Here is a 13,890-nt window from a genome sequence, read left to right as displayed (position 1 = left end):
GAGTATTAAACAAGCTCTTGTAAGATAGTTTCAATCTCATATCGGCGCCCAAAGGACGCCTTCTCAAGTGAAACACTCACAAGCAAGCTTTTGGGAAAAAGCCTGACCAAGAAACTTTGTCTTCGTAAAGTTTCATCAAAGATCGTGATTTCTTTTTAGGGCTTCTTGCAATGGGATTTCAAAATCAAGCCCGCCATTTAAAGTTTGAATTCAGTAAGTTAAGGCTTTTTACGCGCGGGTTCTACTTGAACCGCGCTCCGAAGGAGCGCTAAAAGGCTTGAACCTCTTATAAAAGGCGCTTTCAAAGGAATTCATCCCTTCAAGAGGAGTAACTCAAGAAGAAATCCACTCAACGAACAGCAATTCAAAAGGGAATCACGAACTTTGGTCAAACTCTGCGGGACTATCGTCCCTTGCGTCGAGCAAAGCTCGACATCGCGCAGGCGAACAAGCTTTAACAAAGCTTGACCAAAAGAATGCCCTTCTTCTCAATAAGGAGCAAGAGGTCAGTCGTGCATTAATTAAGACGCGAGTTTAAAACGAGTTTAACTTCAAAGATGCCTTGAGTATTAGTTTCAACTTAGTTTTGGCGTCCGAAGGACGCCGTTTGAGGAGTGAAACACTCTTGAAAGAGCAAGTCAAAAAGAAACTCCGTCACAACTGCCGAATTTAAAAAAAAGCACCCAATTTTCCGCCAGCGCTTTCGTCAGAAAGGGCTGTAATGGTGGGCCCGCGGGGATTCGAACCCCGGACCTCCACCTTGTAAGGGTGGCGTCATAACCATCTAGACCACGGGCCCGCCCGAAGGGGAAAAACTGAGAGGAGATATAAAGCTTTCGCTAAACCTCCTCCAGAATTTCCGCAGGGGCTCCCGCGAATTCAACCAAGTACTCAGCCTCAACTATGTGGAGCCTTCCCGGCACGATGAGGACGTGCGGTTGCCTTCCGAAGTCCTCGTGGATCATGTCCCCAACGTAGCCCGCCCTTATCGTCGGGTTTAGAGAACCCGCCCTTGCTAAAACCACGACGAGGGTTTCCGGTGTGAAAACGCCTTCTCCCTTTCTCTCCTCGACCCGGAGGAGTATCTCCATCGCCTCGTTCGCCGTCATGTAGCGGTTCTGCTCGGCCTTTATGTCAAGGAACAAAAGCGTGTGAAGGCCGCGCTCCCTGTTTTCTTTAATCACGTCGTAGTGGCTCGTCGGGAACCAGTTTTTCTCAGGATAAGCAACGGTGGCGCTCTTTCCGAACTTGTAGATCTGGAGTCCCGTTACGGCCACCGCCGAGTAGATGCTCGGGGCGTGGATAACGTAGCTCTCAACACCAGCTTTCTTCGCCCTGATTCTAAGGTCGGAGTGGGTCGTCGCCACCATCGGATCCCCAGCGGTTAGAAACGCGACGTTCTTCTCCTTCGCCTCTGGGAGAACGATTCTCTCGAAGTTGAGCTCAACGTCCTCTCTGCTGAGCCTTATTATTGGCTTCCCGATGAGCTCCTCAATCCCCTCCATCGTCGTCCCGGCGAGGAGAGAAGTGTAGAACTCCGCAAAGACCTTATCGCATTTCCTGGCAATCTCAAGTCCCTTGAGCGTTATGTCCCTCTCATCGTAGAGTCCGAGGCCTATGAAGTAGAGCGCCATAAACACCACCCGTCCAAGAAGGAGGGGAAGCTTAAAAAGAAAACGCCGGGTTCAGAGGATGAGGGACACGAGATCCCTTATTGCCTTTTCGGGGTCCTCAGCCTTGGTAACACCGCTCGCGAGGAGAACCCCGACGCTTCCGAGTTCCAACGCTTTTTTCACGTCTTCACCCGTGCTTATCCCCGCTCCGGTGAGGACCTTGACCTCTGGGTTGACCTTCTTCACGAGCTCGACGGTGTTGGTTATGACCTCCGGCTTGGCCTTGCTCACGGGGATCCCCGTGCCGATGAGCTCCGGCGGCTCGACCGCAACGTAATCCGGGCCGAGGGCAGCGACCGCCGCGGAAACGGCGGGGTTGTTGGAGCAGACCATCGTCATGAGCCCGACTTCCTCGGCGCGTCTTATTGCCGCCTCAAGGTCTGCCAGGATCATCCTGTTCTCGGAGTGGTTGAGGAGCGTTCCAACGGCTCCGGCCTCTTTCACAGCCTCGGGAAGGACGTGGCCGGTGTGGCTTCCGGGCTTAATCGGGTCGATGTGCTGGGCAAAAACCGGGATCTCAACGCTCTCCGCTATGGTTCTCAAATCCGCGAGCTGGGGCGCGACGACTATGGTTATCCCGGTCTCCTTGTAGACCTTCTCGGCAGCTTTCGCTATTGCCAAAGCCCTCTTTCCGGTCGCCTCTATGTAGGTCTTGAAGTTAATCGCTATAATCGGCTCCTTCAGCTTCGCCATGGGTATCACCGTTGGTGTTATGAATTTGATCCTTAAACGTCTTTCCCAGGGAGCAACCACTAGCTCTCGTAACAACCTACACAAAAGAGTTAAGTATCGCCGAGCCCAGTATAGAGCGGGGATGCCCATGAACAAAGCGCTATTAGTGATGGCCATAGTTACGCTGGCCCTCTTCGGATACGCCGTTAAAACCGCCCACCTGCCCCCGGCGAGCGTCTCGTACCACGAGGTTTTCTACAAGGACAACGAAACGGTGGTCTTCGTCGAAAAGGACGGATGGGGTCTCTTCGAGATGGACCTGAAGCCGAAGGTCAAAGACTTCGAGCTGAGCATGAGCTTCCCCAAGGGAACCGAGTACCTCGTGGAGTACAACGGAAAGCAGTACCGGGGAACGGATGAGTTCAAGGTAAAGGTCTCGAAAGGGGGCACGATGTACGTCCACTTCAAGGTGCCAACGGATCTCGTGAACTCGATCTACTACAAGAACGGGAAGGCCGAGATAAAGATTCACATGGAGAAGATGCCCTTCTGGAGGGACGACTACACCCTACACCTGATCCCGAGGAAGAAGGACTGAACGCCCGAGAAAACGCCCCAACTCCCCGAGCGTTTCTTTTTCGTCCATTAGTTTAACGGATAGCCCGATCTCATCCGCGTATTTGAGAACCCAGCCCGGGCTTCCCTGAAAGGGAGTGATTATCCAGAGCTCGGGGAAGCCTGCGCGGTGGGCCTTGACCACGTCGTAGAGGACCCTCTGGGGGAACCACTTGAAAGATGCTTCGAGTTCGATGGCCAGGAGCCTTTTCTCGCCGTCGAGGATTGCAACGTCTATCCTCGTGCCGTCCGGCGTTCGGTACTCGGGAACGGCTTTGAAGCCAAGCTCGTCGGCGAGCGCGGTTATCTGACGGGTTAGGGTTTTGACCTTGATTGGAGACACCCCATGGGTTGAATCAGGAGAAGAGAAAAGAAAAGCTCAGCCAAGCCTCTTCTTAACCTCCTCAATCGCCTCCTCGGCCTTCAGCGGGTTCTTTATCCTGCCCTGGGCGAGCTCTTTCCTTCCGCCACCGCCACCGCCGGCGACGGAGGTTATTATTTTCGCCAGCTCTCCCGCTTTGAGGTCGAGGCCATCGCCGACTGCAACAACGAAGTGGCCCTCCCTGCTGATGAGGACAACGACGCGCTTCTCCTTCCTGAGCCTGTTCGCCGCTTCACGGAGGTCGTCCATCGTGCCCTCAACGACCGCGCCGATGAACTCTATATCGCCAACTTTCTCGACCCTGTTCTCCAGCTCGTAGACGAGGAGCTTGGCAAGCTCCTTCCTGAGCTTCTCGACCTCTTTCCTCGCTTCCTTCCACTCGTTGAAGAAGCGCTCGGCCGTTTCAGGTACCTTCTCCGGCGGGACGCGGAAGATTTCGGCGGTCTTCTTGAGCAACCTCTCGGTCTCCTGCATCCAGTCGATTGCCGCCTCTCCCGCCGCGAAGATTATCCTCTCAACGCCGTCCTGGATTCTCTCAGTGCGGAGAATCTTAATCGGGCCGATAAGCCCGGTGTTCGGCAGGTGAGTTCCACCGCAGGCCTGAACGTCCCAGTCCTCTATCTTGAGCACCCTGATGACCCTTCCCGGGACGACGCCACCCTGATAAAGCCTGAACCCGTACTTCATCTCTGCCTCGGTTCTCGGAAGCCACTCCCAGGTCACCTTCCTGTTCTCCATGACGACGCGGTTGGCGAGGCGCTCTATCTCCCTGAGCTCCTCCTCGGTTATGCGCTTGTAGTGGGAGATGTCCAGCCTCGCCCAGTCGGTGTGGAGCTGACTTCCAGCTTGCCAGACGTGCTTTCCAAGAACCCTGACGAGCGCGCCCATGAGGACGTGCGTTCCCGTGTGGTGGCGCATATGCTGGATTCTCCTGTCCCAGTCGAGCTTTCCGTGAACCTTAACGCCCGGCTTGAAGAGCTCCGGCCTCTCGACCCTGTGAAGGATTACCTTCCCGACCTTCTGGACGTTCGTGACCTTGACTTCCTCGCCGTTAACCTCGAGCGTTCCGGTGTCGTAGGGCTGACCTCCGCCTTCGGGATAGAAGGCCGTCTGGTTGAGCACGACCCAGTCGTCTATGACCTTAACGACCTCGGCGTCGAACTCCTTCATGAAGGGGTCCTCGTAGTAAAGCGTTCTCGTGTCGGGCAGGTCTTTAACGAGCTCGAAGTCCACCACGTATTCTCCGGCGGTCTTCTTCTCGGTCTTCTCGGCCTGCTTGGCAACGAGCGTGTAGAAGTTGTCCGGAATCTCGACCTTTATGCCCTCCTTCTGCGCCACTTCTGCCACTATCTCCGGCGTCAGGCCGTGACTCTCGTAGAAGAGGATGAGCTTCTCGAGCGGAAGCTCGTTTATGCCCCTCTTTTTGAGCTTGGCTATCTCGCGCCTCACGAGGTCGCTTCCCCTCTTGAGGGTCTCGTGGTAGCGCTTCTCCTCAACGTTGATGATGTCGAGTATAACGTCCTCCATCTCCTTGAACTCGGGGAACGTCGGTGAGAGCTCCTTTATGTGCATCGCGACGATTTCGGCGAGCGGTACCTCAAGGCCGAGCTCCCTCAGATGTCTTATGCTCTTCCTGATGAGGAGCCTTGCCAGATAGCCGGCCTTGACGTTGGACGGGATTACGCCGTCGGCGAGCATGAAGGTTAAGGCCTTCGTGTGGTCAGCTATGGCGTAGATTAGCTCGTAGGGCCTAATGGCCTTCTCAAGCTCCTCGACGCTTATTCCGACGCGTTTGGCAACCTGCTCGCGGAGGTAGCGCAGGTCGCCCATGTCCTCGATGTCGAACATTCCCGCCAAACGGGAGTTCTCCATAAGAATTCTCTCGTCTATCTTCTCGACCCCGGCCATCTTCTTGAGCGGTTCGATTACGTAGCCGAGAACGGCGTCGTAAGCCGTTGGAGTGCCGTGGCTCATCCAGACGAGCCTCTCAAGGCCGTAGCCGGTGTCAACGACCTTCGTCTCCATCGGGACGTAGTAGTCGCCCTTTATCTCGACCACCTGACTTGGGTCGGCGTTCTCCGGGGCCTTCTTGTACTGCATGAAGACGAGCGTTGCAACCTCGAGACCGCGGTAGAGAACCTCGAAGGCCGGTCCGGCGTTTCCTCCGCCGGCCCAGGGGTTCTCCTTGAAGGTTATGTCCTCTGGCTTCATCTTCAGCTCCTTGGTGAAGAACTCAAAGGCGAGCTCAACGGTCTCGTCCATCCAGTAAATCGGCTTGCCGGGGTAGTTGAAGGCGTGGTGGGCCATCATCTCGAAAATCGTGAAGTGCCTGCCGGTTATTCCGACGTTGTCTATGTCGGTGAAGCGAATCGAGGGCTGGGAAATCGTGAGCGGGTTCGCCGGCGGGTCGGCCTCACCGCTGATTACCCAGGGCTGGAAGTCCATGATTGAAGCGCCGACGAGGAGGACGTCGTCCCTCCAGCGCGGAAGAACCGGGTAGCGCTTGACCCTCCCGTGGCCGTGCTTTTCGAAGAAGCTCAGGAACTTCTCGCGCATCTCGTCGAGGGTGTACTTCTTCGGTATGCCGGGCTTCCCTATGAACTGGTACTCGTCACAGGGCGGGTCGCCGCAGGTTTCCCTGTCAGGGTCGAGCGTCCAGAAGTATTTGCCGCACTTGGGGCACTTCTTCCTTATCCAGCCTTCCTCCTTGAACATACGAGTCGTCATGTCCATGCCCATGATCTTCACCCCTTAAGCTGGAACTAAAAAGAGGCCAATCCTATTAAGGTTTTTCTCCACAGTTCTGGCCAGAATCGAGGTCCTCAAGCTCTTCCTCCCGGACTATCACAAAGGGAATCTTGAGCTTTTTCAGGAACTCGATGATCTGTCTCTCCCGCCTCTCGAGGAGCTCTATCTTGTACCTGAGGCTCGTGTTTTCAATGCTGAGGCTCGTAACCTCATCGGTCTTCCTTTTGAGCTGCATTCTGAGCTCGATTATCTCTTCCTCAAGCTCTCTGATAGAACGTTCGAGCCTCTCGATCTCCTCTATGTACTCCCGACAGAGGCGCCGTTTTATCATGCCGGTCAGCCCCGCGAAACCTCTTCACAGATCAGGGGGCTCCAGAGTCATCATCCCAGACCGAGTTCGCGGTGTCGTTAATAAGCTTTGGGTCGCCCATCAGACAATGGTTTTTCAAAACTTAAAGGTTTTTGTGGAATAAAACAAAAAAATCATGCCGAATTTTGCGATGTTGTCCCGGCAAAATTCACAAATTTTAAAACCTCAACCGCGCATAACAGTAAACGATAACGTACACCAAAGCAGCAACACGCGGTTTAGCGATCTAAAAAGTGCATTAAACCACTGGCTTAACGGGGTGGTACGGATGAGTTGGGTTATCGACTTTATAAACTGGCTCGATGGGGAGGTCTGGGGCGTCCCCATGATAGTACTGCTGCTCGGTACGGGCATACTGCTGACAACGATTCTGAAGGCCATCCAGTTCAGGAGACTCGGGTGGGCGATACGCTTCACCCTCTTCGAGGGGCGTAAGAAAACCGGAGAGGGCGACATCACGCCTTTTCAAGCTTTGATGGCAACGATATCCGGAACGGTTGGCATCGGTAACATCGCTGGCGTTGCAACCGCCATACACTTCGGCGGTCCCGGAGCGCTCTTCTGGATGTGGATAACCGCGCTCGTGGGAATGGCCACGAGGTATTCGGAAGGTCTACTCGGCGTCGCCTTCAGAGACAAACTGCCCGACGGAACGCAGATAGGGGGAACCTTCAACTTCCTAGAGAAGGGCTTCGCGATGGAGAACATCCCCAAAACTGGCAAGTACATAGCGGCCGTATTTACGCTCCTCTTCGCGATCTTCATAGGCAGGGACGCCATGAAGCTGAGCGGTGCGACCCAGGTGGGGGCGATAATCGTCGCGGTGCTCTTCGCGATTCTCGGTCTCTTCCTGCTCAAGGACGATGCATACCCGACGCTCGGCAAGGTTCTCGCGGTGCTCTTCGCACTGTTCGCATCGATAGCGGCCTTCGGAATAGGCAACATGACCCAGTCCAACTCCGTCGCCGATGCACTGAAAACAGCCTTCCACATACCGATGTGGGTGAGCGGTGCCGCGCTGGCTATCCTGACCTTCATAGTCGTCATCGGAGGTATCAAGAGGATAGGCGAAGTTGCGGAGATGCTCGTGCCATTCATGGCGATAATCTACTTCCTCTTCGCCATAGGCGTCTGGATCAAGTTCGCAGGCAAGCTTCCCTCTGCATTCGCCCTCATCGTCAAGGACGCCTTCACGGGCCAGGCGGTCGCGGGTGGAGCTATCGGTCAGGTTGTCCTCTGGGGTGTTAAGAGGGGTCTGTTCTCCAACGAGGCCGGCCTCGGTACAGCAACGCTCGCCCACGCGGCCGCCAAGACAGATCACCCGTCAAGGCAAGCCCACGTCGCCATGCTCGGTCCCTTCATCGACACCCTGATAATCTGTACGCTCACGGGCGTCTCGATAGTCGTTACGGGGGCGTACATGGACACAAGCCTCAACGGTGCCCCTCTTACACAGGCGGCCTTTGCAGCTGCCTTCGGCCACGCTGGAGAGATAATGGTGGCGATTGGTATAATTCTTTTCGCCTACTCGACGATCCTCGCGTGGTCCTTCTACGGCAGGCAGAACGTCATGTACCTCGCCAAGTGGCTTGAAAAGGATCCCGAGAAGTTCGCCAGGCTCTACCCCAGGCTCCACCTCATATACAACCTGCTCTTCGTCGTCTTCATTTACATCGGAGCCGTTACGAAGCTGGAAACCGTCTGGAACTTCTCGGACATGATGAACGGACTGATGGCCATCCCGAACCTCATAGGCCTCCTCGTGCTCTCGTGGTACGTCAAGGAGAAGACGGAGGAGTTCGTCTCCGCCAACCCGTGATTTCCTTTTCTCCCATTTTAACGGCAGGAGGGAAGAAAATGGATTCTGATTATCCGCGAATAGTTGTCGAACCGCCCGGGCCAAAGGCGAGGGAACTCATAGAGCGGGAGAAGCGCGTAATCTCCCGGGGCCTCGGCGTCAAGCTCTTCCCGCTCGTTCCCGAGAGGGGTCATGGAGCGTTGATAGAGGACGTTGACGGAAACGTCTTCATAGACTTTTTGGCCGGAGCGGCCGCCGCTTCCACCGGCTACTCCCATCCCAAACTCGTGAAGGAAGTCCAGGAGCAGGTTGCCAAGATACAGCACTCGATGATAGGCTACACCCACAGCAAGAGGGCAATAGAGGTCGCCGAGAAACTCGTTGAGATAGCACCGCTGAGCAACCCCCTCGTGCTCTTCGGAATGAGCGGGAGCGATGCGGTTGACATGGCCCTCCAGGCCGCGAGGTTCTCGACGAGAAGACCATGGATTCTGTCCTTCATCGGAGCGTATCACGGGCAGACCTACGGGGCCACATCAATAGCGGCCTTCCAGAGCTCCCAGAAGAGGGGCCTCTCACCGCTCCTGCCCAGCGTCGTCTGGATCCCCTATCCCAACCCATACCGAAACGTCTGGGGGATCAACGGCTATGAAGAACCGGACGAGCTCATAAACCGCTTTCTGGACTACCTCGAAAACTACATATTCGCCCACGTCCTCCCACCCGATGAAACGGCCGTCTTTATGGCAGAGCCGATACAGGGCGACGCCGGCATAGTCGTTCCGCCCGAGAACTTCTTCCGGGAACTTAAGGCGCTCCTCGATGAATATAACATACTCCTCGCGATGGATGAGGTTCAAACCGGGATAGGGAGAACCGGGAAGTGGTTCGCGAGCGAGTGGTTTGGTATCGAGCCAGACCTCTTAATCTTCGGCAAGGGGGTCGCGAGCGGTATGGGGCTGAGCGGCGTCATCGGAAAGAGGGAACTCCTTGAGAACCTGACGAGCGGCTCGGCCCTTCTTACACCGGCCGCAAATCCAGTCGTTAGCGCGGCCGCGAAGGCCACCCTCGAGATAATCGAGGGGGAGAACCTTCTGGAGAACGCCCTTCGCGTTGGCGGGTTCATCAGAAAGCGCCTCGAGGAGATGGCAGAAAACTACGAGGTTATGGGCGACGTCCGCGGGAAGGGGCTCATGATCGGGGTGGAGATAGTTAGGGACGGAAGGCCCGACCCAGAGCTAACAGGGAAGATATGCTGGCGTGCCTTCGAGCTCGGCCTAATCCTGCCCAGCCACGGCATGTTCGGCAACGTGATCAGGATTACGCCGCCCCTCGTCATAACGGAGGAGATCGCGGAGAAGGGCCTCGAAATAATGGAGAGGGCCCTGAAGGACGCACTGGCGGGAAAAGTTAAGGGCAAAGTGGTTACATGGCACTGAGGTGATGTCCTTGATTGAGAGGCTGAAGGAGATCTACCGCCTCTGGCGCTCCCGCTGCCCCTTCGTCAGAAGGCTTGAGGAGTGGAGGATGAGGAGGAAGGCGAGGGAGTTCAGGATCCGAGGTTAACTTTTTAACCTCGATGTCCACTTTAAGACGGTGGTGTCTTTGAAGAGGGCATTGCTCCTCCTCATGCTCCTAGCGGTCTTTGCCCTCCCCGTCCAGGGGACGAGCCTTTCAACTGACTACTACCAGTTCACCCATGCCGCAACCTATTACTTCGACGCAACCTTTTACGGCCATCCAGTCTACTTCCCAAGCTGGGCCCAGGAGCATATCTGGGACAGGCACGTCCTCGGCTACGAGAGGGATTACAAGTACAAGACCACCTTCTATCCCCTCGGCCAGTACGTCGGCGAAAGGAAACTGCCGGAAACCATGGACGGCTACGACATGGTGTACCTCATCGAGGAGACCATCGAGTACGGCCACGTGGACTTCAGCGGGGACTACGCGGTGGTGACCTACTACCTGCCCTACTACCAGTACCGGGAGTACGGGGTGAGCGAGATGAAGGTCATTCTCGAGAAGGAGTACTACTACGGACGCGTTTACTTCGAGGTCATGACCGCCTATCCGGTTTACGGCCCGGAGGTTGCGGTCTACCTTAACCACCACTGGGTGAATTAATGAAATCAGAGGCCGAGGAGCCCGAGTAGCTCCTCGACAAGGCCCTCTTTTTTCACAACCTTCTGCTCGCCAGTTTCCATGTCCCTTATCGTGACGTTGCCGTTCTCGAGGTCCCTCTTCCCGATGAGAACCACGTACGGCACGTTAAGCCTGCCCGCGTAGTCGAGGGCCTTTCTCAGCTTCCTTCCCGTCAGCTCGACGTCAGCTTTAACGCCCGCCCTTCTGAGGGCAGATACCACCTCGACGGCCGTCTTCCTGAGTTCGACTTCCTTGCCAATGGGAATCACGTAAACGTCGGGCCTGAGCTTGATTTCCGGAATCAGACCCTTCCACTCGAGGATTGGAATGAGCCTCTCTACCCCAATCGCGAAGCCCGTCGCCGGGGTCGGCTTTCCGCCAAAGACCTCGATGAGGTTGTCGTAGCGGCCGCCGCCGCCAATCGAGCCGATTCCGAGGTCGTTCGGCGCTATCGCCTCAAAAACCACGCTCGTGTAGTAGTCGAAGCCCCTCGCGATTCCGAGGTCAATCCTAATCCACTTCGAGACCCCGTATGCTTCAAGCAAATCGACGAGCTCGTAGAGGCGCCTTATCTCGGCTTTAGCTACCTCGCTCGTGAACAGCTCCTCGGCCTTCGGGAGGACCTCGTTCGGCTCGCCCTTGATTTCAACCAGCGAGAGGACCTTCTCGACTCCTTCATCGCTCAGCCCGAAGTCCCTCAAGGCCTTGACGAACTCCTCTTTGGTAAGCTTGTCCTTCTTGTCTATGAGCCTCATGAGCCCGATGTCGTCTTTGACGCCGAGCATCTTGGCGAACTCGTCGAGCAGAACCCTGTCGCCGATGTTGACGGTGAAGTCCTCAAGGCCCGTTGCGAGGTAGCTCTCGGTGAAGAGCGCTATAACTTCAGCATCGGCCTCAACCCTATCGCTCCCGATGAGCTCAACCCCCGCCTGCCAGAACTCGCGGTAACGACCGCTCTGAGGTTCTTCATACCTGAACATGTTGGCCATGTAGTACCACTTGATTGGCTTCGGGGCCGTCTGGAAGGCTGAAACGTAGAGCCTCGCGACGCTCGACGTCATGTCAGGGCGGAGCGAGATGTCCCTTCCGCCCTTGTCGAGGAAGGCGTAGAGCTGTTTTACAACCTCCTCACCGCTCCTGAGTTTGAAGAGCTCGGTGTACTCGAAGGTTGGAGTTAGAACCTCGTGGAAGTTGTAGCGCTCGAAGACCTCGCGAATCCTCTCGAAGACCCATCTCCTCTTCGCCATCTCCTCGGGCAGAAAATCCCTCGTCCCTTTAACGCGCTCAACCTTCATTCCTCTCACCTTTTCGGAAGAGGGGAGGGAGAAGTTAAAAGGTTATCCGCCAGCGCTCATCCGGCGGAGGTCATGAGGAGATATATCCCGACGACGCCCTCGACCATCATCTGGGCGCCAATGGCCATTATGAAGAGACCGATTATCCTGATTGTGACGCTCAGGAAGGTCTTGTTGACGGACTTCATCATGTAGAGCGCCACGAACATCGAGAGCGCAACGACTGCAATCGCTATGGCCGTCGCTGAAAGGGAGACGATGTAGCCGTATTCCGCCGTGAGGGTTATCACCGCGGTTATGGCGGCGGGGCCGGCTATGAGGGGCATCGCGACCGGGACGGCAGCGAGAGCGAGTATGTCGCGCTCCCTCTTGAGGGTGAACATTCCACCGCCTTCCAAAGCCTCAAGGCCGATTTTAAAGAGAACGAAGCCACCTGCAACCTTCAGGGCGTTTATGTTGATGTGGAAAATCTCCTGGAGGATTATCTGGCCCGCTATCGCAAAGCTCGCCAAGAGAAGGAAGCCTATCAGGTTGGCCCTCACGATAAGGGCCTTTATGTCCTCTATGTGAAAGTCCTCGCGCAGGAAGCTGACGAGGAGTATCTTGTCGCTCGGGTCAATCATGATGAGCATCAGCAACGCTGAGCTAAGTATCGTTGACAGCTCGCTCATACCGAAAGCTGGGGAAAGCGATTTAAAAAGCTACCCCAACCAAGAGCGAGCGATGACGAAACCGGGGTCTTCTCTACGTGAGTTTTTGTGTGCTCACGTAGAGGTTCATTCCCCGAGCTACTGCGAGTGCCCGGACTTGGACCGCCCCGCCCACTCTCCTTCTCTTCCAGCACACTACGGCGGAACGGGTCGCCCGAACACCCACAGGGTTCAACCAGCCCTCCACCTCGCCTAGCTCACTGACTTCACCGGGCCGGCATCATTGCCAAAAACTATTTAAGTAAACAAGTATTTAAGAATTTTGGTGAATACAATGGGCGTCATCACTGTGAAAATACCGGACGAGCTGGAAGTCAAATTCCGAAAGAAAATCCTCGACGTTTATGGAGTCAAAAAAGGCGCCCTCGGAATGGCCATAACGGAGGCTATCGAGTTATGGCTCGAAAAACACGAACGATCCGCCGAGCAGAAGTGAATTACATCACAATCAAAACAAAACTCGAACCAGAAACGCATGAGGATTACCTAAAACTTGCTCTCCTGACAGAAAAATTCAAAAGAGCCGTCGAACTGGCGATAAGACTCCAGCTCAAGGGCATTAAAAAGAGTGAAGGCGTAAAGGAAGTTTCTCGGCTGGTTCTCAACAACTGGTGGTATTCTGACAGCGCGTGGGATTACGCAAAAATGCTCCGCAGGGGTGCAGAACAAAACGGTGGAAATCCAAGACACATTCACTTGAAATCAAAATTCCTAATCAGCAAACCCAAGGAGAACGAGAAGGGGAACAGAAACGTAAAGATTGAAGGGTTGAACGCTAGAATCCGCTCGAACGGTGAATGGTTAAATTTTAAGATGAAAACGGGCAAGAAGTTTCTTCCGGTTATTCTTGATGTTCAGAAATTCAAATACGGCGCTCAGGTTGTCCTGAGGAATGAGAAAGTTTACCTGCATGTTCAGGTGCCTTTCGAGGTTTATCTTAAACACTACGGGAGAATTAATGATGGAAAGCTTTACACTGGTTTTGATTTGAATTCTGACAGGGTGAATATGGTTATTCTCGATGAGAGGGGGATTATTAGGGACGTTAGGATTGAGCATTTTCCTGAAGTTAATTCTCCGGGGTTCTCGAAAAGGAGGGCTCGGGATTTGAGGTTAAAGGCTCTCGCTCATCTTCTGGATTATGCGTTTTATCATGGTGTTGGGATCGTGTTCTTTGAGGATTTGGGGAGGATTAAGAGGAGAAATGGAAGAGCTACGAGTTCTAAAAGGGGGAATCGTAAGGCCTCGAATTTCGCTAAGAAAGAACTTCTTGAGCACGGTGTTGTTATGGCGTTGAAGAGAGGTTTTGAGGTCTATCTGGTTAATCCTGCTGGTTCTTCAAAATTGGGACAAGAACTTGCTCAAGGATTGGGTTTAGACGTTCATTCCGCCTCAGCCTTTGTGATTGGTTGGTGGGGAGTTAATTCACTGAAAACTCACAAACACTCTCAAAAAGAAGAACAGTTTAGTTAGGCACTGGCT

14 protein-coding genes and 1 tRNA gene are annotated in these 13,890 nt (G+C 54.7%); 7 read left to right on the top strand and 8 right to left on the bottom strand.

The annotated features are described in order from the left end of the window. Positions 1-722: 722 nt before the first annotated feature. The 3 genes from TAM4_RS09480 to tpiA form a co-directional block, all read right to left on the bottom strand. A tRNA-Val gene (locus TAM4_RS09480) sits at positions 723-799 on the bottom strand. 40 nt (positions 800-839) lie between these two features. Further along, on the bottom strand, positions 840-1,634 hold the full coding sequence (gene dph5 / locus TAM4_RS09475; protein ID WP_014123011.1) for a diphthine synthase: 795 nt from the start codon (positions 1,632-1,634) through the stop codon (positions 840-842). Positions 1,635-1,685: 51 nt separating this feature from the next. Next, the gene (gene tpiA / locus TAM4_RS09470; protein WP_014123010.1) at positions 1,686-2,366 is read right to left on the bottom strand and encodes a triose-phosphate isomerase; all 681 of its coding nucleotides are present in this window, start codon (positions 2,364-2,366) and stop codon (positions 1,686-1,688) included. Between the two features lie 121 nt (positions 2,367-2,487). Here tpiA and TAM4_RS09465 point away from each other — a divergent pair, with 121 nt between their 5' ends. Next, positions 2,488-2,943, top strand: coding sequence for a hypothetical protein (locus TAM4_RS09465; RefSeq protein WP_237702084.1), 456 nt, complete (start codon positions 2,488-2,490; stop codon positions 2,941-2,943). On the opposite strand, the gene TAM4_RS09460 is transcribed toward TAM4_RS09465, so the two are convergent. The 3 genes from TAM4_RS09460 to TAM4_RS09450 are packed head-to-tail and all read right to left on the bottom strand — an operon-like array spanning position 2,914 to position 6,421. Continuing rightward, positions 2,914-3,303: a hypothetical protein gene (locus tag TAM4_RS09460; protein ID WP_014123008.1), complete on the bottom strand. Its 390-nt coding sequence runs from the start codon at positions 3,301-3,303 to the stop codon at positions 2,914-2,916. The two genes, TAM4_RS09465 and TAM4_RS09460, sit on opposite strands and share 30 nt — an antisense overlap. 36 nt (positions 3,304-3,339) lie before the next feature. Further along, complete coding sequence (alaS, locus tag TAM4_RS09455) at positions 3,340-6,081, bottom strand: alanine--tRNA ligase (RefSeq protein WP_014123007.1); 2,742 nt, start codon at positions 6,079-6,081, stop codon at positions 3,340-3,342. Positions 6,082-6,124: 43 nt separating this feature from the next. Further along, positions 6,125-6,421: a hypothetical protein gene (locus tag TAM4_RS09450; RefSeq protein WP_014123006.1), complete on the bottom strand. Its 297-nt coding sequence runs from the start codon at positions 6,419-6,421 to the stop codon at positions 6,125-6,127. Between the two features lie 307 nt (positions 6,422-6,728). Between TAM4_RS09450 and TAM4_RS09445 the strand changes: the two genes are divergently transcribed. The 4 genes from TAM4_RS09445 to TAM4_RS09435 are packed head-to-tail and all read left to right on the top strand — an operon-like array spanning position 6,729 to position 10,385. Further along, positions 6,729-8,279, top strand: a complete 1,551-nt coding sequence (locus tag TAM4_RS09445; protein WP_014123005.1) for a sodium:alanine symporter family protein — start codon at positions 6,729-6,731, stop codon at positions 8,277-8,279. 38 nt (positions 8,280-8,317) lie between these two features. Continuing rightward, positions 8,318-9,697 (top strand): acetyl ornithine aminotransferase family protein, encoded by a 1,380-nt coding sequence (locus TAM4_RS09440; RefSeq protein WP_014123004.1) that lies wholly within the window; start codon positions 8,318-8,320, stop codon positions 9,695-9,697. A gap of 4 nt (positions 9,698-9,701) precedes the next feature. After that, on the top strand, positions 9,702-9,824 hold the full coding sequence (locus tag TAM4_RS11945) for a hypothetical protein (protein WP_256359058.1): 123 nt from the start codon (positions 9,702-9,704) through the stop codon (positions 9,822-9,824). A gap of 33 nt (positions 9,825-9,857) precedes the next feature. Continuing rightward, a complete protein-coding gene (locus TAM4_RS09435) occupies positions 9,858-10,385 on the top strand; it encodes a hypothetical protein (protein ID WP_158306678.1) in 528 nt (175 codons plus the stop codon). A 5-nt stretch (positions 10,386-10,390) separates the two neighbouring features. Here the strand turns inward: TAM4_RS09435 and hisS are convergent, their stop codons facing one another. Both hisS and TAM4_RS09425 read right to left on the bottom strand, forming a co-directional pair. Then, the gene (gene hisS, locus TAM4_RS09430) at positions 10,391-11,698 is read right to left on the bottom strand and encodes a histidine--tRNA ligase (RefSeq protein WP_014123001.1); all 1,308 of its coding nucleotides are present in this window, start codon (positions 11,696-11,698) and stop codon (positions 10,391-10,393) included. Positions 11,699-11,754: 56 nt separating this feature from the next. Beyond that, entirely contained in the window at positions 11,755-12,369 is a 615-nt protein-coding gene (locus tag TAM4_RS09425; RefSeq protein WP_014123000.1) for a MarC family protein, read from the bottom strand. Positions 12,370-12,682: 313 nt separating this feature from the next. Here TAM4_RS09425 and TAM4_RS11820 point away from each other — a divergent pair, with 313 nt between their 5' ends. Next, a complete protein-coding gene (locus TAM4_RS11820) occupies positions 12,683-12,844 on the top strand; it encodes a hypothetical protein (protein ID WP_014122999.1) in 162 nt (53 codons plus the stop codon). Then, the gene (locus TAM4_RS09420; protein ID WP_237702083.1) at positions 12,841-13,881 is read left to right on the top strand and encodes a transposase; all 1,041 of its coding nucleotides are present in this window, start codon (positions 12,841-12,843) and stop codon (positions 13,879-13,881) included. Before TAM4_RS11820 ends, TAM4_RS09420 begins: the two co-directional genes overlap by 4 nt. The last annotated feature ends 9 nt before the right edge of the window (positions 13,882-13,890 follow it).

The organism is Thermococcus sp. AM4 (genome assembly GCF_000151205.2).
Lineage (GTDB): Archaea > Methanobacteriota_B > Thermococci > Thermococcales > Thermococcaceae > Thermococcus.
Note: the sequence above shows the minus strand (reverse complement) of the source record. Positions and strands in the feature narration are given on the sequence as shown.